Source organism: Streptomyces spororaveus (genome assembly GCF_016755875.1).
Taxonomy (GTDB): Bacteria; Actinomycetota; Actinomycetes; order Streptomycetales; family Streptomycetaceae; genus Streptomyces; species Streptomyces spororaveus.
Map to the genome: position 1 here is coordinate 7439737 of NZ_BNED01000005.1, position 21078 is coordinate 7460814.

The 21078-nt window shown below is 72.9% G+C and carries 22 protein-coding genes; 11 read left to right on the plus strand and 11 right to left on the minus strand.

Translation table 11 applies throughout. The annotated features are described in order from the left end of the window. Positions 1–11: 11 nt before the first annotated feature. Positions 12–1103 (minus strand): WD40/YVTN/BNR-like repeat-containing protein, encoded by a 1092-nt coding sequence (locus tag Sspor_RS35960; RefSeq protein ID WP_202202837.1) that lies wholly within the window; start codon positions 1101–1103, stop codon positions 12–14. Positions 1104–1327: 224 nt separating this feature from the next. On the opposite strand from Sspor_RS35960, the gene Sspor_RS35965 reads away from it, so the two are divergent. From Sspor_RS35965 to Sspor_RS35980, 4 genes are all read left to right on the plus strand, one after another. After that, positions 1328–2650 carry a wax ester/triacylglycerol synthase family O-acyltransferase gene (locus Sspor_RS35965; RefSeq protein ID WP_202202838.1) on the plus strand — a complete coding sequence of 441 codons (1323 nt, stop codon included), beginning with the start codon at positions 1328–1330 and terminating at the stop codon, positions 2648–2650. A gap of 76 nt (positions 2651–2726) precedes the next feature. Continuing rightward, on the plus strand, positions 2727–3827 hold the full coding sequence (locus Sspor_RS35970) for an NADH:flavin oxidoreductase/NADH oxidase (protein WP_202202839.1): 1101 nt from the start codon (positions 2727–2729) through the stop codon (positions 3825–3827). Positions 3828–3963: 136 nt separating this feature from the next. Beyond that, positions 3964–4311 carry an ArsR/SmtB family transcription factor gene (locus tag Sspor_RS35975; RefSeq protein WP_202202840.1) on the plus strand — a complete coding sequence of 116 codons (348 nt, stop codon included), beginning with the start codon at positions 3964–3966 and terminating at the stop codon, positions 4309–4311. A 75-nt stretch (positions 4312–4386) separates the two neighbouring features. Then, a complete protein-coding gene (locus tag Sspor_RS35980; protein ID WP_237404179.1) occupies positions 4387–4668 on the plus strand; it encodes an immunity protein CdiI family protein in 282 nt (93 codons plus the stop codon). A 77-nt stretch (positions 4669–4745) separates the two neighbouring features. On the opposite strand, the gene Sspor_RS35985 is transcribed toward Sspor_RS35980, so the two are convergent. From Sspor_RS35985 to Sspor_RS35995, 3 genes are all read right to left on the minus strand, one after another. Continuing rightward, entirely contained in the window at positions 4746–5309 is a 564-nt protein-coding gene (locus Sspor_RS35985; protein WP_202202841.1) for a prealbumin-like fold domain-containing protein, read from the minus strand. A gap of 140 nt (positions 5310–5449) precedes the next feature. Next, positions 5450–6820 (minus strand): FAD-dependent oxidoreductase, encoded by a 1371-nt coding sequence (locus tag Sspor_RS35990; protein WP_202202842.1) that lies wholly within the window; start codon positions 6818–6820, stop codon positions 5450–5452. Positions 6821–6872: 52 nt separating this feature from the next. Continuing rightward, positions 6873–7571, minus strand: coding sequence for a DUF305 domain-containing protein (locus Sspor_RS35995; RefSeq protein ID WP_373318880.1), 699 nt, complete (start codon positions 7569–7571; stop codon positions 6873–6875). Positions 7572–7647: 76 nt separating this feature from the next. On the opposite strand from Sspor_RS35995, the gene Sspor_RS36000 reads away from it, so the two are divergent. Then, positions 7648–9132, plus strand: coding sequence for an LVIVD repeat-containing protein (locus Sspor_RS36000; protein ID WP_202202843.1), 1485 nt, complete (start codon positions 7648–7650; stop codon positions 9130–9132). Positions 9133–9171: 39 nt separating this feature from the next. On the opposite strand, the gene Sspor_RS36005 is transcribed toward Sspor_RS36000, so the two are convergent. From Sspor_RS36005 to Sspor_RS36020, 4 genes are all read right to left on the minus strand, one after another. Beyond that, positions 9172–9810, minus strand: a complete 639-nt coding sequence (locus Sspor_RS36005) for a TetR/AcrR family transcriptional regulator (protein WP_202202844.1) — start codon at positions 9808–9810, stop codon at positions 9172–9174. 102 nt (positions 9811–9912) lie between these two features. Further along, positions 9913–10572, minus strand: coding sequence for a phosphatase PAP2 family protein (locus tag Sspor_RS36010; RefSeq protein ID WP_202202845.1), 660 nt, complete (start codon positions 10570–10572; stop codon positions 9913–9915). Positions 10573–10632: 60 nt separating this feature from the next. Further along, the gene (locus Sspor_RS36015; protein ID WP_202202846.1) at positions 10633–11571 is read right to left on the minus strand and encodes a M56 family metallopeptidase; all 939 of its coding nucleotides are present in this window, start codon (positions 11569–11571) and stop codon (positions 10633–10635) included. Positions 11572–11652: 81 nt separating this feature from the next. After that, positions 11653–12204 carry a DUF5134 domain-containing protein gene (locus Sspor_RS36020; protein WP_202202847.1) on the minus strand — a complete coding sequence of 184 codons (552 nt, stop codon included), beginning with the start codon at positions 12202–12204 and terminating at the stop codon, positions 11653–11655. A gap of 130 nt (positions 12205–12334) precedes the next feature. Here Sspor_RS36020 and Sspor_RS36025 point away from each other — a divergent pair, with 130 nt between their 5' ends. Next, a complete protein-coding gene (locus Sspor_RS36025; protein WP_202202848.1) occupies positions 12335–12874 on the plus strand; it encodes a GNAT family N-acetyltransferase in 540 nt (179 codons plus the stop codon). Positions 12875–12946: 72 nt separating this feature from the next. Here Sspor_RS36025 and Sspor_RS36030 read toward each other — a convergent pair whose 3' ends face one another. Together Sspor_RS36030 and Sspor_RS36035 are read right to left on the minus strand one after the other, a co-directional pair. Next, a complete protein-coding gene (locus Sspor_RS36030; protein ID WP_202202849.1) occupies positions 12947–13639 on the minus strand; it encodes a glycerophosphodiester phosphodiesterase in 693 nt (230 codons plus the stop codon). Between the two features lie 190 nt (positions 13640–13829). Then, positions 13830–14456 (minus strand): PadR family transcriptional regulator, encoded by a 627-nt coding sequence (locus Sspor_RS36035; protein ID WP_202202850.1) that lies wholly within the window; start codon positions 14454–14456, stop codon positions 13830–13832. 49 nt (positions 14457–14505) lie between these two features. Between Sspor_RS36035 and Sspor_RS36040 the strand changes: the two genes are divergently transcribed. From Sspor_RS36040 to Sspor_RS36060, 5 genes are all read left to right on the plus strand, one after another. Then, complete coding sequence (locus Sspor_RS36040; protein WP_202202851.1) at positions 14506–15627, plus strand: LLM class flavin-dependent oxidoreductase; 1122 nt, start codon at positions 14506–14508, stop codon at positions 15625–15627. A gap of 236 nt (positions 15628–15863) precedes the next feature. After that, on the plus strand, positions 15864–17270 hold the full coding sequence (locus Sspor_RS36045; RefSeq protein ID WP_202202852.1) for a DUF6421 family protein: 1407 nt from the start codon (positions 15864–15866) through the stop codon (positions 17268–17270). 26 nt (positions 17271–17296) lie between these two features. Further along, on the plus strand, positions 17297–18058 hold the full coding sequence (locus Sspor_RS36050) for an SDR family NAD(P)-dependent oxidoreductase (protein WP_202202853.1): 762 nt from the start codon (positions 17297–17299) through the stop codon (positions 18056–18058). Continuing rightward, complete coding sequence (locus tag Sspor_RS36055; protein ID WP_372499577.1) at positions 18037–19131, plus strand: threonine aldolase family protein; 1095 nt, start codon at positions 18037–18039, stop codon at positions 19129–19131. The genes Sspor_RS36050 and Sspor_RS36055 overlap by 22 nt, the downstream gene beginning before the upstream one ends. 89 nt (positions 19132–19220) lie before the next feature. Continuing rightward, a complete protein-coding gene (locus tag Sspor_RS36060; RefSeq protein ID WP_202202855.1) occupies positions 19221–19820 on the plus strand; it encodes a transglutaminase-like domain-containing protein in 600 nt (199 codons plus the stop codon). On the opposite strand, the gene Sspor_RS36065 is transcribed toward Sspor_RS36060, so the two are convergent. Further along, positions 19756–21027 carry an MFS transporter gene (locus Sspor_RS36065; RefSeq protein ID WP_202202856.1) on the minus strand — a complete coding sequence of 424 codons (1272 nt, stop codon included), beginning with the start codon at positions 21025–21027 and terminating at the stop codon, positions 19756–19758. The two genes, Sspor_RS36060 and Sspor_RS36065, sit on opposite strands and share 65 nt — an antisense overlap. Between the last annotated feature and the right edge of the window lie 51 nt (positions 21028–21078).

Sequence of the window (21078 nt, forward strand, 5' to 3'; positions counted from 1 at the left end):
GGTGGATCACTCTACTGGCCGAACGTGGCCGCCCGCACACACAGGACGTCGGGCAGGTGCTCGGCGAGCAGGTGCCAGCTCTCGCCGTCGTCGTGGCTGGCGTACACCTCGCCGTTGCGGTTGCCGAAGTAGATGCCCGCCGGGTCCGCGTCGTCCGTGCACAGCGCGTCGCGGAGCACCGTGCCGTAGTGGTCCCCGGCCGGGAGCCCGCGGGTCAGCGGCTCCCAGGTGGCGCCCGCGTCCCGGGTGCGGAAGACCCGGCACCGGTGCTCGGCCGGGACCCGGTCGGAGTCGGCGTTGAGCGGGAAGACGTAGGCGGTGTCCGGCCGGTGGGGATGGGCCGCGACCGCGAAGCCGAAGTCGGAGGGCAGGCCGCCGCCGATGTCGGTCCACCGGCCGCCCGCGTCGTCGCTGCGGTAGACGCCCCAGTGGTTCTGGAGGTAGAGCCGGTCCGTGTCCCCGGCGTCCTGGGCGATCTTGTGCACGCACTGGCCGAACTCCGGGTTCGGATCCGGCAGGAACACCGCCGAGACCCCCTGGTTGGACGGCTCCCAGCTGGCCCCGCCGTCCCTGGTCCGGAACACTCCGGCGGTGGAGACGGCCACGGTCACCGCGTCCGGGTCGCGGGGGTCGGTGATCACCGTGTGCAGGCCCTCGCCGCCGCCGCCCGGCACCCACTTCCCGCGGCTCGGGTGCTCCCACAGCGGGCGGACCAGCTCGAAGGAGTCGCCCCGGTCGGTCGAGCGGAACAACGCGGCCGGTTCCGTCCCCGCGTACACCACGCCGGGGGCCTCGGGGCCGGCCGGCTGCAGCTGCCAGACCCGCTCCAGGGAGGCCCCGGTGTCCTGGGGGAACTTCACCGCGGGCGCGGCGGGTTCCCGCCAGGTCGCCCCGAGGTCGTCGGAGCTGAAGACGGACGGCCCCCAGTGCGCGCTGTCCCCGCCGGCCAGCAGCCGGGGCACCGGCCCCCGCCGGTCCACGGCGACCGCGTAGACGGCCTGCGCGTTGAAATGGGGTCCTTCGAAGACCCAGGGCTCCTCGCCCCGGCGTCGTCCGACGAAGAGTCCTTTGCGGGTCCCCACGAGCAGCACTGCGTCGGTCATGGCCGGTACCTCCGGGCCTCGTCGCCCTCGGCGGGCGTTCCTTGAGGAGTATGTTTTCGGCCAGTCTGCACCTGTCCGGTGACAGTGACCCGGTGGACGGCGCAGAGCTACGGATGAGCAGATCAATACCGATCATTTACCGGCCTGAAATGATTGCTGCTTGCATGTAGGTGTCCACAATGGATTGACTTCAGGTCACTGCCGCCGCACGCGAGAGGACGTATGTGGCCACCGAGCACCTGTCCCCGCTCGACCTCGCCTTCTGGCGGATCGAATCCGCCGACCACCCCATGCACCTCGGCGCCCTCGCCGTCTTCCGCGCCACCGGCCCCGGCGCCGCGGAGCGGGCCGCCCACCTGCTCACCGCGCGCTGCGCGGCCGTGCCCCGCCTGCGCCGCCGGATCCGCGACGTGCTGCTGCCCGTCGGTGCGGCCGCCTGGTCGCCGGACCCCGGCTTCGACCCGGCCCGGCACGTGTTCCTCGTCCGTACCGGCGAGGCCGTCCCGCACGCGGCCGCCGGACCGCTGATGGCCCGGCCGCTGGACCGGGCGCTGCCTCCGTGGGAGGCGCACGTACTGGCCGGACCCGATCCGGACTCCTTCGCGGTGCTCTTCAAGTTCCACCACGCCCTCGCCGACGGCCTGGGCGCGCTGGCCCTCGCGGCCACCCTGTTCGACGAAGGCACGGCCCCGCGGCCGCCCGTGCGCCCGGTCCCCGAGCAGCGGGGCGGCTCCGTGCTGCGCCGGCTCCCCGGGATCCTGGCGGCCCGGGTCCAGGACGTCGGCCAGGCCCTGGAGATCGGCGCCGCCGTGGCCCGGGCCGGACTGCCGCTCGGGGTGCCCACGGCCCTCACCGCGGACTCCACCGGCTCGGGCGCCCGGGCGGTCGCCGGCCTCGCGCTGGACCTGGACGAGGTCAACCTCGTCCGCAAGGGCGCCGGCGGCACCGTCAACGACGTGCTGATCGCCCTGGTCGCGGGCGCGCTGCGGCGCTGGCTGGCGGAGCGGGGCGATCCCGAGCCCTGGGGCGCGGGCCCGCGCGCGCTGGTCCCGGTCTCCCGCCGTCGCGGGGTCGCGGGCTCGGGAGGCGCCGGAAACCGGCTTTCCGGATATCTGCTCCGGCTGCCGCTCGCCGAAGCCGATCCGCTGCGCCGCCTGGACAGCGTGCGCGCCGCCATGGACCGCAACAAGGACGCCGGACCCGCCCGCGGTGCCGGGGCCGTGGCCCTGCTCGCCGACCACGTCCACCCGCTCGGCCACCGGCTCGGCGGCCCGCTCGTGGCCCAGGCCGCCCGGCTGCTCTTCGACATCCTCGTCACCAGCGTGCCGCTGCCGAGCTTCACCTTCACCCTCGGCGGCAGCCCGGTCCGCGAGGTCTATCCGCTCGCCCCGCTGGCCCGGGGGCAGTCGCTGGCCGTCGCGGTCTCCACGTACAAGGGGACGGTCCACTACGGGCTGGTCGCCGACGCGGCGGCCGTCCCGGATCTGGCGGCCCTGGCCGGGGCGCTGCGCGCGGAACTCGACGAGCTTGTACGAGAGGTCTCGTAGTACGAGGAAACTCGTAGTACGGTGTCTCTCGTACTTAGTCGATCCCCGGCATGCCCGGTCGTATCTGGAGAGCCTGATGAGTGCTGCACCCGCCGCCTTCGCCGCCCTGTTCGCGCCCTACACGCTCCGCTCCGTCACCATCCCGAACCGGGTGTGGATGGCCCCGATGTGCCAGTACAGCGCCGAGGCCTTCGGTCCGAACGCGGGCGTGGCCGGCGACTGGCACTTCGCGCACTACACCGCCCGCGCCACCGGCGGTACCGGACTGATCCTCCAGGAAGCCACCGCCGTCTCCCCGGAAGGCCGGATCTCCCCCTACGACCTCGGCATCTGGAACGACACCCAGGTCGAGGCACTGCGCCGGATCACCTCCTTCGTCAAGGCCCAGGGCGCCGTCCCCGGCATCCAGATCGCCCACGCGGGCCGCAAGGCCTCCACCGACCGCACCTGGAAGGGCGGGCGCCCGGTCGGGCCCGAGGCGCACGGCTGGCAGCCGGTCGCCCCGAGCCCCCTGCCGTTCTCCGAGGACCACCCGGTGCCGCACGAGCTGACGGTCGGGGAGATCCGGGAGATCACCCGCCAGTTCGCCGCCGCCGCCGAGCGCTCGCTCGCCGCGGGCTACGAGGTCGTGGAGATCCACGGAGCCCACGGCTACCTCATCGGCGAGTTCCTCTCCCCGCACAGCAACAGGCGCACCGACGAGTACGGCGGCTCCTTCGGGAACCGCGCCCGCTTCGCCCTCGAAGTCGTCGACGCCGTACGGGCGGTGTGGCCCGAGGAGCTCCCGCTGTTCTTCCGCATCTCCGCCACCGACTGGCTGGAGGAGGAGGGCTGGACCGGCGACGAGACGGTCCGCCTGGCCGGGCTGCTGCTGGAACACGGCGTGGACCTGCTCGACGTCTCGACCGGCGGCCTGGCCCCGCACGCGAAGATCCCCGTCGGCCCCGGCTTCCAGGTGCCCTTCGCGGCCCGGGTCAAGGCCGAGACCGCCCTGCCCGTGGCCGCCGTCGGCCTGATCACCGAACCGGAGCAGGCCGAGAAGATCCTCGCCAACGGGGAGGCCGACGCCGTCCTGCTGGGCCGGGAACTGCTGCGCGACCCGTACTGGGCCCGCCGCGCGGCCGCCGAGCTGGGCGCGGAGATCCGTACGCCCGAGCAGTACCACCGCTCCTGGTGACGCGGGTACGGCTCCGGGGTGCGGGCGCCGGAGCCGTACCACCGCTTTCCGGGACCCGCCCGCCTTCTTCGACGGCTCTCGTACGATGGGGCCCACAGCGTCCGGAGCGGACCGACCGAGTGAGTGGAGCAGGGACATGACGGAACGGGACGCCTCCCGCACCCTCACCCACCCCGAGGCGCGCGAGATCCGCCTGGAGGGCGTGCTGCACGCGCTCTCCGACCCGGTCCGGCTGTCCATCGTCCTGGACCTGGCCGCCTCGGCCGAGGACCTGGCCTGCTCGTACTTCGACCTGCCGGTCACCAAGTCCACGACCACCCACCACTTCCGCGTCCTGCGCGAGAGCGGCGTCGTGCGCCAGGCCTACCGCGGCACCACCAAGCTCAACGCCCTGCGCCGGGAAGAACTGGAGACCCTCTTCCCCGGCCTCCTCGACAGCGTCCTCGCGGCGGCCGCGGCCGAGGCGTCCCGGCTCGCGCCCTGAGCCGCGGCGCGTGAGAGGGTGCGGCATGCCCCATCTGCGGTTCTTCTTCGAAGCCGGCGTCCCGCACACCCCGCTGTGGCCGGGCCCCCGGACGCCCCGGACCTGGACAGTCCGTACGGCTCCCCCTGCGAGCTGGAGCGGCTGCCGATCAGTGCGCAGACCCGGACCGAACTGGCGGGACTGTGCGCGTGGTACCAGTCGTCGATCGACTGGGAGTACCCGCCGGACCCGTCACCGTGGCCGGCGGAAGAGTGGCGGCTGTTCCGCCGGCGGGCGGAGACCGCCTACACCGCCCTGTGCCGTGAGCTGGGCGACGGCTGGCAGGTCGAGATGACCCACAAGGTCTGGACCGGCTGAGGAGTCCGGAACGGGCGCGACACCTGCCATGGACATGGCCTGACGGCCGCCCCCGGGCCGGGGTCGTGAGGGGCGGGTCAGGCGACCTCACCGGCGGTCACGGGCGGCGTGGCCGTGTTCTCGGCGGTCACCGTCACGCCTTCGGCGATGTTCTCCTCCGTCAGTACCAGTGGGCCGAACACCGGGTTGATGGGCAGGTCGTAGCCGGGCGGGGCCTGGGTCTCCAGCCAGTAGTAGACGCCGGTCGGCAGGGTGCGGGTGCACGTGCCGTCGGCCGGGGTGGTGCAGGTGCCGCCGATGGAGGTGTCCGGGTCGCTGCCGGTGGTCTGGAGGCCCGGGATGCCGTTGGTCTCCTCCCAGAGCTGGAAGACGGCGCCGCCCAGGGGGTTTCCGGTCAGCCCGTCCTCCTTGATCACCGTGACGTCACCGAGGGGCACACCGGGGCCCTCGCAGTGGTCCGGGCACCGGTCGGCACTCCCGGCAGCCCGGATTGCGCCGCCCGGCTGGTTCCGGACGGCCGCGTCCGCCCCGGCCGCCGCCCCGGCGTACGAGGGGGTCGCAATCAGCGACGCCGTCGTCACCACCCCCAGGACCCAGGGCCGCCACCCGCTCCATGACCGGCGGAATCCGTTCGATGCCATGACACTCCATCCGCAAACTGCTCCGGGCCGTCGTTCCAGCGACATGATCGGCCCGCGTGCGCGGGGCCGGGACGGCGACACTCCCGCCCGAGGGCGTTCCGGCGGGAGGACCACCCGGAAGCACTTCCGCGGGAACCGGCCTACGCCCGGCCCGCGCGCGCCGCGCCCAGCAGGCCCTGCCAGTCCGGGATCTTGACGGAGCGTCGGCCCAGGGAGCGTCCCAGATCGGTTTCGGCCGCCTCGATGGCGAGCCACCCCGGCCACCGGACCGGGCGCAGACCCGCCGCCCGCAGGGCGTCCAGCGGGTCGCCCGGGAGGTCGCGCCGGGCCAGCGCCCCCGCGTCCTGGAGCAGGGAGGACACGGTCTCCTTCGCGCACGGCCGGTTCGTGCCGATCACCCCGGTCGGGCCGCGCTTGATCCAGCCCGCCACGTACTCGCCGACCGAGGCCCGGCCCGCGCGCAGCACCCGGCCCGCCGCGTGCGGGACCGTGCCCTTCGCGGGGTCGAAGGGCAGCCCGGTGAGCGGAACGCCCTTGTACCCCACCGAGCGCAGCACCAGCTGCGCCCCGATGTCCTCGTGCACGCCCGTCCCGGTCACCCCGCCCCGGCCGTCCGGGGCGGTGCGCTCGAAGCGCATCCCGGTGACCCGGCCGTCCGGCCCGCCCAGGATCTCCACCGGCCGCAGGTAGAACCGCAGGGCGATCCGGCGCGGCCCGGCGTCCGCGCCCGGTGCCGCTGCGGCCCAGCCGCGCAGCACCTCCAGGTTCCGCCGCGCCACCGCCGGCAGGGCGGCCGCCGCCGCGGGGTCCCCGTACACGGGGTCGAGTGCCAGTTCGGCGGGATCGGCCCAGGTGTCCACGCCCGGCAGCGTGCCCAGCTCGCGCAGTTCCTTGGTGGTGAACCGGCCCTGCGAGGGACCCCGCCGGGCCACCATCGACACCTGGCGCACCCCGCTCTCCGCGAGCGCGCCGAGGGCCGGCTGCGGCATGTCCGTCGGCTCCAGTTCGGCCGTGCCGCGGGCGAGGATCCGGGTCACGTCCACCGCGACGTTGCCGGCCCCGACCACCACCGCCGTGTCCACGCCGGGCAGGTCGAAGGCCTCGGCGGCGGCGTCCGGGTGCCCGCTGTACCAGGACACGAAGGCCGTGGCGGAGTGCACCCCGGTCAGCTCCTCGCCCGGGATCCCCAGCATCCGGTCCCGGGCGGCGCCCACGCAGTACACCACCGCGTGGTACAGCTCCAGCAGCCGGCCGGTGGGCAGTGCCTCGCCGCCGACCTCGACGTTGCCGAGGAAGCGGATCCGCTCGTCCTCCAGCACGGTGCGCAGGCTGCCCTGGAGCGACTTGATCTTCTCGTGGTCCGGGGCGACCCCGTACCGGACGAGTCCGTAGGGCGCGGGGAGCCGGTCCAGCACGTCCACCCGCACCCCGGGCACCTCGCGCTGCTGCACGAGCGCCTGGGCCGCGTAGACCCCGCTGGGGCCCGATCCGACGACGGCGACACGAAGCACGGCGGAGCTCCTCCCGCAGGTGGTCCCAGCATGACACCGGCCCCCCGCGGAGTCAGCCCATCGCGCGCATCCGGTGGATCTCGGCGCTCTGCGTGGCCACGACCTCGGTGGCCATCTCCTCGACCGCCACGTTGTTCCCGCCCGCCAGCGCCTCGCCGGCCATCGTCACGGCGCCCTCGTGATGGGCGGTCATCAGCTTCAGGAAGAGCCGGTCGAACGCGGCCCCCCGGGCCGCGGCCAGGTCCGCCAGCTGCTGTTCGGTCGCCATGCCCGGCATCGCGCCGTGGTCGTGGCCCTGCCCGTGCCCGCCGGAGCCCGCGGCTGGGGCCGGATGGAGGGCCAACCACTTCTCCATCGCGCCGATTTCGGGTTTCTGGGCCGCCGTGATCCGCTCCGCCAGCCGCTTGACCCCGTCCGCCGCGGCCCGCTCGGGGGCCAGTGCGCTCATCGTCAGCGCCTGCCGGTGGTGTTCGACCATGCGCGACACGTAGGCGTGGTCGGCGGCGTTCGGGCTGTCGTCCGGTTTCGCCTTCGCGGCCTCTTCGGGGGTGAGGTGACGGGCCTTCTCGCCCGGCCTGCCCGGCGCGACGACCGTGGTCCGTCCGTCGTCGGCCCGGTCCGGTCCGCCGTCCCCCTGGCAGCCGGAGAGCGTCAGCAGGAGGCCGGCGGCCGCCGCCAGCACGGCGGCGAACCGGACGGGCGGCGCCAGTAAGGCCCAGCGGATACCCCTGAGGTCTTTTGCCATGTCCATGAAGGGAAGATACTTCCGGGGTCCTGGTTCCGCTCCCTCGCGGGCGGAACCGATCGGGCTCTCAAGGGAGGGCACAGTGACCTCGCTACACACCAGGCGGGTGCGGAACAGGAAGCTCGGGGTGGCCGTCGCCGCGGCCGGGCTCCTCACCACGCTCCTGGCCGCCGGACCGGCGGCCGCCACCCCCGACCCGGGGGACTTATCACCCGGCAGTGCAAACCGGCAGGGCGCGAGCCCCGCCGAAGGCCGTGAACTCGCCCCGGGCGACATTCCCGGCCAGGACGAGATCGTGCACAGCGCCAACATCAAGCCGCTGGCCAACATCCCCAGCAGCGACCCCACGGGGATCAACACCGACCTGGCCTTCCAGGGCCGGTACGCCTACGCGGGCAGCTACAGCGGCTTCACCATCTACGACATCGCGAATCCGAAGGCACCGAAGACCGTCACCCAGGTGCTCTGCCCGGGCGGCCAGAACGACGTCTCCGTCCACGGCGACCTGCTCTTCCTCTCCACCGACTCCTCGCGCAGCGACGACTCCTGCAACAGCGTCTCGCAGCCCGCCACGGAGAAGTCCTCGTGGGAGGGCATCAAGATCTTCGACATCAAGGACAAGAAGAACCCCAAGTACATCAAGTCCGTGGAGACCGCCTGCGGTTCGCACACCCACACCCTGGTGCCGGGCGACCGCGACATCTACCTCTACGTCGCCTCGTACTCCCCGAACGAGGCCTTCCCCGACTGCAAGCCGCCGCACGACGGCATCTCGGTCGTGAAGGTCCCGAAGAAGGCGCCGACGAAGGCCGCGGTCGTCGCCTTCCCGGTCCTCTTCCCCGACGGCGGCAACCCGGGCGGGCCCACCAACCCCGGAGTCTCCAAGACCACCGGCTGCCACGACATCACCGTGCTGCCGTCCAAGAACCTGGCCGCCGGCGCCTGCATGGGTGACGGCATCCTCTTCGACATCAGCAGGCCCGAGCAGCCGCGGGTCATCGACCGCGTCCAGGACAACGTGAACTTCGCGTTCTGGCACTCGGCCACCTTCAACGAGCGTGCGAACAAGGTGGTGTTCACCGACGAACTCGGCGGCGGTGTCGGCGCCACCTGCAACGAGGCCACCGGTCCGAACCGGGGCGCCGACGGCATCTACGACATCACCGGCCGCGGCGACCAGCGCAAACTCGTCTTCCGCGGCTACTTCAAGATCCCCCGGCACCAGGCCGACACCGAGAACTGCGTGGCCCACAACGGCTCGCTGGTCCCGGTCGGCGGCGGTCGCGACATCATGGTGCAGGCCTGGTACCAGGGTGGCGTCTCCGTATGGGAGTTCACCGACTCCGCCCGGCCCAAGGAGATCGCGTACTTCGAGCGCGGACCGCTGACGACGGACCAGCTCGGACTCGGCGGGTCCTGGTCGGCGTACTACTACAACGGGCACATCTACTCGAACGACATCGCCAAGGGCCTCGACGTGCTGCGGCTCGACGACTGGCGCACCGAGAGCGCCAAGTGGGTGTGGATGGACCGGCTCAACGTGCAGAGCCAGCCCGAGTACCACTGACCTGTGCCCCTATGGCCGATGACCTGTGACCTGCTGAGCTCAGGGGTGCGAGGAGGGTGAGGGCGACGTTCCGCCGGGCGGCCCGCCGTCCGGCGGAACTCCGAGCTCCCAGTCCAGCCCGTAGCGCTGGAACAGCTCGGCCCGCAGCCGACGCGCCGGCATCGGGGCGCCGGGCAGCAGGATCGCCACGACCGCGCCCATCAACAGGGCCCGCAGCAGCGGGTAGTCCGCGTCCGGGTCCGCCGAGCCGTACCGGACGACGGTGTCCCGCAGCAGCTCCGCCAGCCGCTGCTGCTCGGGGCACTGCACGAAGCCCTCGGCCGTGAGGATGCCCGCCATGTGCGTGCGCATGAGCAGCGGTTCGTCCCGGGCGAGCCCCAGGACCGCGTCGACGGCACGCGCGAGCCGCTCGCGCCCGCACTCGCTGCGGGGCTCCCGCTCCAGCGCGGCGTACAGGGTGAGGTGCATCAGCCGGTGCACCGCGGACTGCAGCAACTGCCGTTTGCCCGGGAAGTAGTACGAGACCAGGCCGCGTGCCGCCCCCGCCCGGTCGGCGATGTCGCCGAGCGTCGTGGCCTCGTAGCCGTGTTCGGCCACGAGTTCGACCGTGGACTGCAGCAGCCGCTCCCGGGAACGTCTGCGCAATTCTTCATTGACCGATGCGCTGCGCGGGGACATGCTTACTCCTGCGTTGACTGGCTCCCGGCCAATATACTCAGCGCACGGGGTCGCCTGCTCTGGGTGACACGGGGGATCATCCAGGGCAGGCACGCCGTACCCTCACCGCTCCACCGGGTCGCAGCCGCGTTCGCGGACGGCCACGGACGTCGCGAGAGCCACCAGGGCCACGCCCAGGAGCCAGCCCGCCAGGACGTCCGACGGCCAGTGCACCCCGAGGTACACGCGGGTGAAGCCGACCCCGAGCACCGAGACCACCGCCACCACCCACGCGGCGACCGCCCAGGCGACCGGCCACCCGCCCGGGCCCGGCCGGGGGAGCAGCCACAGGAGCAGTCCGCACACCACCGTCGCCGTCATGGCGTGGCCGGACGGATAGGCCGCGTACTGCGCCGAGTCCACCGGGTCCGACCACACCGGACGCTCCCGCCCCACGAGCACTTTCAGCCCCTGCTGCAGCACCGACGCCGCCAGCGTCACCACCGCCACCCGCAGCGCGCGCCCCCGGTGGCCCCGCCACCACAGCAGCGCACAGGCGGCCACCGCCAGCGCCCGCATGGTCCAGGGGTCCCACACCCAGTCGCTGAGCACCCGCATCAGGTGCGTGACCCCGGGGTGGGTGACGGCGTGGGCGTGCAGATCCCCGCTGACCCGCTCGTCGTAGGCGATCAGGGGCCGCCATCGCGCGACCACCAGCGCCGTCAGGACCGCTCCGAGCAGGGCACAGCCGATGCCCGTCCACCGCAAGTGATCGTTCCGCATGCTGCGATCCTCGCACCACCCGCCGTCGGACAGCGGTGGGCAGCGCCGGGGGAGCGCACGCTACGCCAGGGCGCTCAGCCCCGGTACGAAGGCCACCACCAGCGGGATCGCCGGGACCAGCGTGGCCAGCGCCGTCAGCCGCAGCCGGCGGCCGGGGGAGAGCCGCGGCGCCGCCGACAGCAGCCTGCGCACGCGCTGCGGGACGTGCGCGTGCTCGGGCGAGGAGGTCCCGAACACCCCCCGGTCCTCGTTGAGTCCGACCAGCGCCAGCGCGATCGTCAGCCGCCCGTACCGCCGGGAGGCCGTGTCGTCGGCGGCCATCTCCACCAGCCGGTGCATCTCCGCCTCGAACGCCGCGAAGACCGGTACCTGCGGGAAGCCCCGGGCCAGCGCCCGCGAACAGTGCAGCAGCCAGTCGTGCCGGGCCGCCGCGTGCCCCTGCTCGTGCGCGAGCACGGCGTCCAGCTGGCTGCCCTTCAGCCGGCCCAGCGCCGCCGTCGTGACCACCAGCTGCGGCGCCGCTCCCGGCAGCCACCAGGCATCCGGCCGGGGACCCTCCAGTACGACCAGCCGCGCGCCCGTCGGGTCCTCCCCGGGCAGCAGCGGGGCCCGTACCAGCAGTTCGCTGCCCTGCGCGCGCCGCCGGGCGCGCGCCCGCAGCACCTCACCGGTCAGCATCGCCCCGGTCCACAGCCCGCCGCCCGCCAGCGCGAGCGCGGTGACGACGGCCCAGGGTCCGCCGGCCGCACCGAGGGCGTAGGCGTCGACCACCCCGTGCGGGGCGGAGGCGAACAGCCGGCCCCGGACCGCCAGCCAGGCGGCCGCCGCGCTCAGCAGCATCGACAGCCCGAAGCACAGGAGCACGGCGCCGACCACGCACTGCCACACCCACAGGGCGACGACCGGCTCACGCTCGGGCCATCGGGCCCGGGCCAGCAGACGGGGGGCGAGCACCGCGGTCAGGGCGCCGAGCAACAGGAGAACGGCGGGGACCATCATGGCCGCCAGCCTATGAGCGAGGGACTACCTGCGGGTACGCCCTCGGGCCATTGGTGACGCAGGACACGTCCGTCGGCGCCGTCACATCGTGAGCAGCATGGCCAACATCCCCATTCCCATGGCGAGTCGGCAGGCGCGGATGAGCTCGGCGGGTCCGTCGCGGCCGGCGGCCGGCCGCCGGGAGACGGTGCCGCCCGCGGTGATCAGCCGGGTTCCGCCGAGCATCACGTACCCCGCGTAGTAGAGGAGCAGGGCACCCGTCAGCAGGGGCGGCCCCGCCGCCGGGGAGTGCTCCTGCCCGTGCCCCGGCCCGGACCCGGCCATCAGGGCCATGTAGACCATCGTCAGCGAGCCCACCAGGTGGTGCGCATGGTGCGATCCGCCCCGCAGCAGCCACAGGGCGTGAAGGGCCGCGCCGCAGAAGACCACCCCCAGCACCGGCGCCCGCCACCCGTCGTCGCCCCCGCCGAGGGGCACGGCCATCAGCGCCATCCCGAAACCCATCACCGCCTCCCCGGCGGCGCCGCCCGAACCCCGCGCCCGCCGCAGGCAGTACGCGCCGCTCACCGCGCACAGCAGCACCAGCAGCCAGGAGGAGACGGGGGTGGCGAGCGAAGTGGCGGAACCGTGCACGGCGGAACCTCCCGGTTCGTCGGCGTCACGGTGAGAGATGCCCCTCTCACCGCACCCTCACGCGGCTCCGGGTTAGGCTCTGCGTGCCTTCCCGGCATGTCATATGCCGCCGCACTGAACGGAGCGCCCGATGACGACCGCCCAGCCCGAAGCCCTGAGTTTCCGAAGCGCCGTCGAGGCGGACGTGCCGGAACTGGTGGAGCTCGTCGAGTCCGCCTACCGCGGGGACGCGAGCAGGGCCGGCTGGACCACCGAGGCCGACTACCTGGACGGCCAGCGCACCGACCCGGACGGGGTCCGTGCCGTCATCGCCGCCCCCGACGGGGTCCTGCTCGTCGTCGAGCGCGCGGGTGAACTCGTCGCCTGCTGCCAGCTCGAACACCGCGACGACCACGTCTACTTCGGGATGTTCGCCGTCCGCCCCGGTCTCCAGGGCGCGGGCCTCGGCAAGGAGATCCTGGCCGAGGCCGAGCGCCGCGCCCGCGAGACCTGGGGCGCCAAGGAGATGCGGATGACGGTGGTGCACGTCCGGGAGGAGCTCATCGCCTACTACGAGCGCCGCGGCTACCGGCGCACCGGCGAGATGAGCCCGTTCCCCTACGGCGACGAGCGCTTCGGTGTCCCGCTCCGTGACGACCTGGCCTTCGAGCTGCTGGTCAAGTCGCTCTGAGCGATGGCGGGAGCGGTGGCCTGGGCACGGGCCGGGGCCGGGGGCGCTGCGGAGCCGCCGCCGCCCACGCCGTCAGGCGGTGAACCGGCCGGTGCTGCGGATCTCCGGGAAGTCCGTGGCCGCGCCGTCCAGTCCCAGCGCCCGCGCGAGCCGCAACAGGTCCAGGGTGTCGACCGCCCGGCCCGTCACGCGCAGGCCCGCCGCGTGCGCCGACTCCACCGTCTCCAGGCTGAGTCGCCGGATGTCCACGGCGATCGTCGCGGCGCCCGCGGCCAGCGCCCGGTCCACGACCGACCCGGCTTCGCCGCCGGGCGAGGCCGCGTACAGCACGGTCCGTACCCCCGGCACCAGGCGGGCCGTCTCGGCGAGCACCGCCTCGCGGGTGGAGGCCACCTCGACCCGGGAGGTCAGGTCGCGCCGCAGGATCAGCTCCGCGAGCACCGAGGCGGTGGCCGGGTCCCCGACGGACGCCTGGAGCGGCAACCGGACCGCGTCCAGCACCTCCTCCAGGACCGGCACGCGCTCGCCCTGACCGGCATCCAGCTCGCGCAGCTCGGCCAGGGTCAGATCGGCGACGGCCCCCGAGCCGTCGGTCGTCCGGTCCACCTCGGGGTCGTGCACGGCGACGAGCGCTCCGTCCTTGCTCAGACGCAGATCCAGAGCGATGACGTCCATGCCGCAACGTTCCGCTCGGAGGTACGACCGCAGGGTGTTCTCCGGTTCGACACCCATGACCCCGCGGTGACCGATGGTGAGGAAAGTCAAGGTTCTCTCGCTTCCGTCGACGGCGGCTCCCCGCGCGGCTCTGGTGTCCCGACCGGCCGCGCGTGATGAGGTCGCATGCTAGTGCGCCGCGAGTGCGAAGGGACCGGGCGTGCACGGCCCCGGAGGAGCGCCCCGGCCGCTTCCCGCCAGGGTTGTGCGCCCCTCCGGGTGCGCTGCCGCGCCTGCCGCGTCACCCGGGCGTGGGCGCGTCCCCGTCGGGTTGACGGCCCGGCTCCCGCCGGGCCCCGGCCAGCCCGTCCAGGTCGGTGAGCAGGGCCTCGGCGAGCTCCAGCTCCGCCAGGTGCTGCCGCTCGCTCCAGCGCAGCGCGAGGGCCGGGAAGGTCCAGTCCGGTACGCCGCTCGCGTGCTCCATGGCCTCCCGCACGGCGGCCAGCTCGCCCCGCGTGCGCTCCACGTGCTCACCGACCATCCCGCGCAGCTGCTCCGGCTCGGCCAGGTGGCCGAGCCAGATCCGCAGCAGCAGCCCGTGCTTGAGCACCGGGGGCCCGGCCTCGCCGGTGTCGGCGGCCCAGCCGGCCAGCGCCTCGCGCCCCGCGCCGGTGATGGCGTAACGCCGCTTGGCGCGCGCCTCCTCGGGGCCCGAGCGGACGGAGGCCGCGTAGCCCAGTTCCTCCAGACGGCGCAGCTCCGCGTAGATCTGGCTGATGGCGGGTGACCAGTAGAAGAAGCGCAGCGAGGAGTCCGCCCACTTCTTCAGCTCGTAGCCCGTCCGTTCGCCCGGGAAGGAGAGCAGGCCCAGAACGGCCCACGCGGTCGGCGGCAGCTCTTGCTTCTTCGACTCATGACTACTAGTCATATTTCGAATTGAAGTGAGACCGGGTACACGACGCAACCCTGGAGGCACAGTGAAATTCTCCGTGATCTTCGAAGCCCAACTTGCCGACCCGACCGTGGAGCGGGAGCACCAGGTGATCCGCGACTGCGTCGAGCAGGCCGTGCTGGCCGAACGGATGGGATTCGACCGGATCTGGGCGGTCGAGCACCACTCGCTCAAGTGGTACGCGCACATGTCCGCCCCGGAGGTCTTCCTGACCTGGGTCGCCGCCAAGACCAGCACCATACGCATCGGGCACGGCGTCGTGTGCATGCCCTTCAACTTCAACCACCCGGTACGGGTCGCCGAGCGGGCCGCCATGCTCGACCTGCTCTCCGGAGGGCGCCTCGACCTCGGGGCCGGGCGGGGCGGCACCGCGCAGGAGACCTCCCTGTGCGGGGTGGACCGGGACCGCACCACGGCCGAGGTGGAGGAGGCGCTGCGGATCATCGGCAGGGCCTGGCGGGAGGAGGAGCTGGAGTATCACGGCGAGCTGATCGACATCGACCCGCACCCGATCCTGCCGAGGCCGCGGCAGACCCCCCATCCGCCGCTGTTCCTGGCGTGCAGCCGGGGCGAGACCCTGGTGCGGGCGGCCGAGCTGGGGATCGGGGCGCTGGTGATGGGCTTCGCGGGCCCCGAGTCCATCGCCGGGATGCGCTCCGTCTACGACGCCGCGATCGCCGGCCGGGACGGCAGCGGGTTCGTGTCCACGGTGGTCAACGACCACTTCTCCGTGCTGTGCCCGACCATCGTGCTCGACGACCGCGAGGAGGCGCGCCGGATCGGCACCCGGGGGCAGCGCTTCTTCGCCCAGTCCATCGGCCACTGGTACGGCGGGGCCGGCATCCCGGACGAGGCCGTGGTGGCGGGCGCCGACGAGCCCGCCGAGATGCGCAGGGCCGCCGAGCAGGCGGTCGCCCGGCTGCACGAGCTGGACATCCCGGTCCGGCCGACCTCGACGGCCACCTTCAACGCCGACCACGCCTACGGGAGCGCCGACGACGCCATCGCGTACGTGGAACGGCTGCGGCGGGCGGGTGCCGACGAGGTCATGTGCCTGATCCAGATGGGCACGGTCGAGCAGGAGGCCTGCCTGGAGACCTTGCGGCAGTGGGGCGAAAAGGTCATTCCGCACTTCCGGGAGGTGTGATGTGCGCCTCTGCCGCCCGTCGGGCCCCACCGGCCCCTCCCCGGCCGACAGGGGGGCCGCCGGCCGGGGAGGCCTTGGCGCAATTGGGCGGAGTGCTCAATTCCGCAGTGATGGACGGGAAGACTTCCGGTGAAGTGGGGGGTGACGCAGGATAATTTCCCGAGTTCCCTCTTGAGGGGAAGAGCCTCGCACGCATACTCTGCCCATACGTGAGGTTCTCCTGTGGAGGAAGTGACATGACGGAAACTCTTGTGCCCGGTACCGGCGGCGCCGTGATAACCGCCGAAGCGCGGGTGGTCGACCACCCCGCGTGGCCCGAGCTCAAGGCCGCCGTGGAGGAGATCCGGCCCTGGCAGGCCAAGGACGGCTCCATCGACTTCGAGGTCGAGGGCGCGCACGGCCGTGCCACCGTCCTGGCCGCGGTGGACCGCGTGATCGCCGCCGTCGAGACGCTTTCGCCGCTGCTCCCGCACGGAGCCGCGTACCACCGGGCGCTCGTCGCCGACCTGCGCAAGTGGGCCGCCGACGACTTCAAGGTGCCGGACTTCCTCGACTCCCTGCTGGCCTTCCACCCGGCCGCCGAGCGCGCCGACGGGCTCCAGCACCTCGTCGTCTTCCCGATGTACACCCAGAACGGCAACCTGGACCGCAACCTGGAAGCCGTCGTGCTCAAGATGGTGTGGCCCGAGTGGCTCGCCGAGCTGGAGCGCACCCGGTACGACAACCCGCTCTTCCTCGGCATCACCTTCGAGGACTTCACGCCGGGCTACGACACCCACTCGGCCGTGCTCTTCCCGGAGACCATCGCCGTGCGCGAGGCCCCCGAGCGCTTCACGTGGGGCGGCATCTTCTGCGACCGTGAGGCCGCCCGCTACCGCAAGGTGACCGAGGCCGCCGTCGACATCCTGGGCATCGACCTGCCCGAGGACATCGCCCGCATGGTCGAGGACCAGGAGCGCTGCGAGAAGGCCTTCGTCCTGTGGGACATGGTGCACGACCGCACGCACAGCCACGGCGACCTGCCGTTCGACCCCTTCATGATCAAGCAGCGCCAGCCGTTCTGGATGTACGGCCTGGAGGAGCTGCGCTGCGACCTCACCGCCTTCAAGGAGGCCGTGAAGCTGGAGTCCGAGGGCAACGAGCACGGCCGCGACGTGCAGTACGCCGTACTCTTCGACCGGATGTTCCGCTTCCCGGTCTCCGGCGACCGCAACCGCAACTACGACGGCCTCGGTGGCCAGCTGCTCTTCGCCTACCTCCACAAGCACGACGTCGTGCGCTGGACGGACAACAAGCTGAAGATCGACTGGATGCGCGCCCCGCAGGTCACCAACCAGCTGTGCGCCGAGATCGAGGACCTGTACCGGGCCGGCATCGACCGCCCGAAGCTCGTGCACTGGTTCAAGGCGTACGAGCTGGTCTCGACCTACCTCGCCCCGCACCCGGGTTCCAAGTGGGCCAAGGGCCCCGACGCCCTGGACATGACGCAGCCGCCGCGCAAGCTCGTGGACGACGTGCTTCCGGACGAGTTTCCGCTCAGCATGTTCTTTGAGGCGCTCGCCAAGAAGCTCAAGGGCACGATCGCCGCGACCAAGGGCATCACGGCTCTGAACGCGGATCAGCCCGAGCGGGTCGCCGCGTGAGCTCTCGCCCACAGGAGGCTGCACAGATGAACGGCTCCGGGAACGGCAACGGAAAGCTGCACGGAGCGGTGGTGGCGGTGGCCGGGGCCGGCGGGCCCGCCGGCCGGGCCACCCTGCTCCGCCTCGCCGAGGCGGGTGCGGTGGTGATCGCGTCCGACGCCGATGCGGCGCGCCTCGCGGAGGCCGTGGACGCGGCACGCTACGCCCACGGTGGCGCCACCATCACCGGTGACACCGTGGACCTGCTCGACCTGGACGCCACCAAGGCCTGGGCCGAGCAGACCGAGAAGGAGTTCGGCCGGATCGACGGCCTGGTCCACCTCGTCGGCGGCTGGCGCGGCAGCAAGACCTTCACCGACGCGGACCTCGCGGACTGGACCTTCCTGGAGAAGCTCCTCATCCGCACGGTCCAGCACACCTCGCTGGCCTTCCACGACGGGCTGCTGCGCAGTGACCGCGGCCGCTACGTGCTGATCAGCCAGTCCGGGGCGCACAAGCCGGTCGCCAACAACGCCGCGTACAACGCGGGCAAGGCGGCGGCCGAGGCCTGGACCCTGGCCATGGCGGACTCCTTCCGCAAGGCGGGGGGTGACGAGGGCCCCGGCGCGGCAGCTGCGATCCTGGTCATCAAGGCACTGGTGCACGAGGCGATGCGCGCCGAGCGTCCCAATGCAAAGTTCGCGGGCTTCACCGACGTGACGGAGCTGGCCGAGGCCATCGCCGGCGTCTGGGAGCGGTCCGCCACCGAAGTGAACGGACAGCGTCTGTGGCTCACTCCGCAACCGTGAGAACCGAGGCAGGGAAGACCGACGCCCGGCGCCACCACGACCCGGCGGTGCGAGGTTTCGCGAGCGACAACTATGCGGGAGTGCATCCGGAGGTGCTGGCCGCCGTCGCGCTCGCCAACGGCGGCCACCAGGTCGCCTACGGCGAGGACGACTACACCGAACACCTGCAGAAGGTCATCCGCAGCCACTTCGGGCCGTACGCGGAAGCCTTCCCGGTCTTCAACGGCACCGGCGCGAACGTCACCGCCCTCCAGGCGATGACGGACCGCTGGGGCGCCGTGATCTGCGCCAAGAGCGCCCACATCAACGTGGACGAGGGCGGCGCGCCGGAGCGGATGGCCGGCCTCAAGCTGCTCGCCGTACCGACCCCGGACGGCAAGCTCACCCCCGAGCTGATCGACCAGGAGGCCTGGGGCTTCGAGGACGAGCACCGGGCGATGCCGCAGGTCGTGTCGATCACCCAGAACACCGAGCTGGGCACGGTCTACACCCCGGACGAGATCCGGGCGATCTGCGAGCACGCCCACGCGCTCGGCATGAAGGTCCACCTCGACGGTGCCCGGATAGCCAACGCCGCGGCCTCCCTCGACGTGCCGATGCGCGCCTTCACGAACGCGGTCGGCGTGGACGTGCTGTCGTACGGCGGCACCAAGAACGGCATGATGTTCGGCGAGGCCGTGGTGGTGCTCAACCCGGACGCGGTCCGGCAGATGAAGCACATCCGCAAGATGTCGATGCAGCTCGCGTCCAAGATGCGCTTCGTGTCGGTGCAGTTGGAGGCCCTGCTGGCCAAGGACCTGTGGCTGCGCAACGCCCGGCACGCCAACGCGATGGCGCAGCGGCTGGCCGCCGGTGTGCGTGAGACGGACGGCGTGGAGATCCTCTACCCGGTGCAGGCGAACGCGGTGTTCGCGCGGCTGCCGCACGAGGTCTCGCGGCGACTGCAGAAGCGTTACCGCTTCTACTTCTGGGACGAGGCCGCGGGCGACGTCCGCTGGATGTGCGGCTTCGACACCCAGGAAGAGGACGTGGACGGCTTCCTCCAGGCACTGAAGGAAGAGCTGGCGCGATAGCCCGGCCCGCACACCTCTAAATCTGCATAGCTATACCCTCGGCCGTAAATCTATTGATTCGCGGCCGGGGGTATACCTATGCTCCGGCCATGCAGCTCATTCAGCAGAGCCCCGACATTCACGCCTACTTGGCGTCCAGTGAGGCGATCGACCACTGGCATCCGGTGGTCCAGGCAACCGCCGACACCCTCTGGTCCGCCACCGGCACCGCATATTCATACGCCGAAGCCGCCTTCGAGTTCGTCCGCGACACCATCCCGCACTCGGGCGATTCCGGAGACCCGCGCGTCACCTGGCGCGCGTCCGACGTCCTCACCACGCGCAACGGCATCTGCTACGCCAAGTCCCACGCCCTGGTCGCCCTCCTGCGCGCCCAGGGCATCCCGGGGGCCCTGTGCTACCAGCGCCTGGCCGACGACGACGGCACGAACCCCGTCGTGCACGGCCTGATCGCCCTGCGGCTGCCCGGCAGCACGCGCTGGTCCCGCCTCGACCCGCGCGGAAACAAGCCCGGCGTGGACGCCCGGTTCGACCTCGACCGGGAACGGCTGGCCTTCCCGGTACGCCCGGAACTCGGAGAGATCGACTACCCCGAGCTCCACACCGCCCCGCACCCGGCCGCGCTCAAGGCCCTTCGGGAGTCCGCAGACCGGCCGCGGTTGTGGCGGAACCTGCCGACGGCTCTGTAGACCCGGAGCCGACGGGCCGTCCCGCCCGTCCGGGCCGTCCCGGACGTACGGGCTCCCGCGCCACCGTCAGGGCGTGCAGCAGCGCCGCCGCGAGCAGCAGTCCGGCGATCCCGGTCAGCAGCGCCGCCGCGGGAGCGTCGGCCGCGAACCCCACCAGGGCCGCCCCGGTCGACGCCGCCGTCACCTTCAGCCCCGCGCCCAGGGTGAACACCTGGGTCCGCACGCCGTCCGGCGCGTACCGCGCGCGGATCCGCAGCGTCGCCGTGAGCAGCGGCCCGTCGCACACCCCGGCGAGCGCGAACAGCACGGCCGTCACGGCCACCGACGGGGCGAACGCGGCCGCCGCGAGGGCCGCCCCGGTCCCCGCCAGCGCCCATCGCACCAGCCGGCCGGACTCCACCGACGTGATCCGGCCCAGCGTGAGGGAGCCGCCCAGCGCGCCCACCGCGAAGGCCGTCATCAGCACGCCCCCGCCGCCCGGGCTGCCGAGCTCCGTGGCCAGCAGCACGGAGACGGTGGTGAGCGAGCCGATGCCCACGAAGCCCAGGGTCGTGGCCGAGGTGACCGCCCGCAGCTCACGGACCCGCCACAGGGCCGTGAGCCCCGCGCCCAGCCCGGCCCGGGGCGAGCCCGGGGCCGGGCCCGCGCCCTGGTCCTCGTACGGGAGGGTGGACGCCAGCGCCGAGGCGAGGGCTCCGGACCCCGCCAGGACGGCCATGGCGGGCCCGGCCGAGCCCAGGGCCGCGACCAGGGCGACCGCCGCCGGTGCGGTGACCGCCGCCGCGTTGTAGGTCGCCGCGTCCCAGCCGTACGCCCGGTCCCGCCCGGGTCCGGCCGGGACCAGGCCGGTGATCAGGCTGGACAGTCCGCCGGTCACCATCGGCCCGCAGGAGCCGCCGAGCACCGCCACGGCCAGCACCAGCGGTACGGGGGCCCGGCCGAGCAGGACGGTCAGCGCGGCGACGGCCGTCGCGAACCCGGCCAGGGCGCCCGCGTGGAACAGGCGCGGCTGGCGGGTGCGGGCCGCCGCGGCGCCCGCGAGCGGCGCCGCCAGGACGTGTGGAGCCAGCCAGGCCGTCAGGACGAACGCCCCGTACGACGCGCTCCCGGTGCGCTCCAGGGCGAGCAGCACCACGGCCATGCCCATGCCCTCCGAGGCGATGCGCGCGGCCAGCGCCGCCGCCAGGTACCGCCCGAATCCGCCCATGGGGCCCTCCCCGGTATCCTGTAACGCGATAGACGCGCAAGACGTTACTTG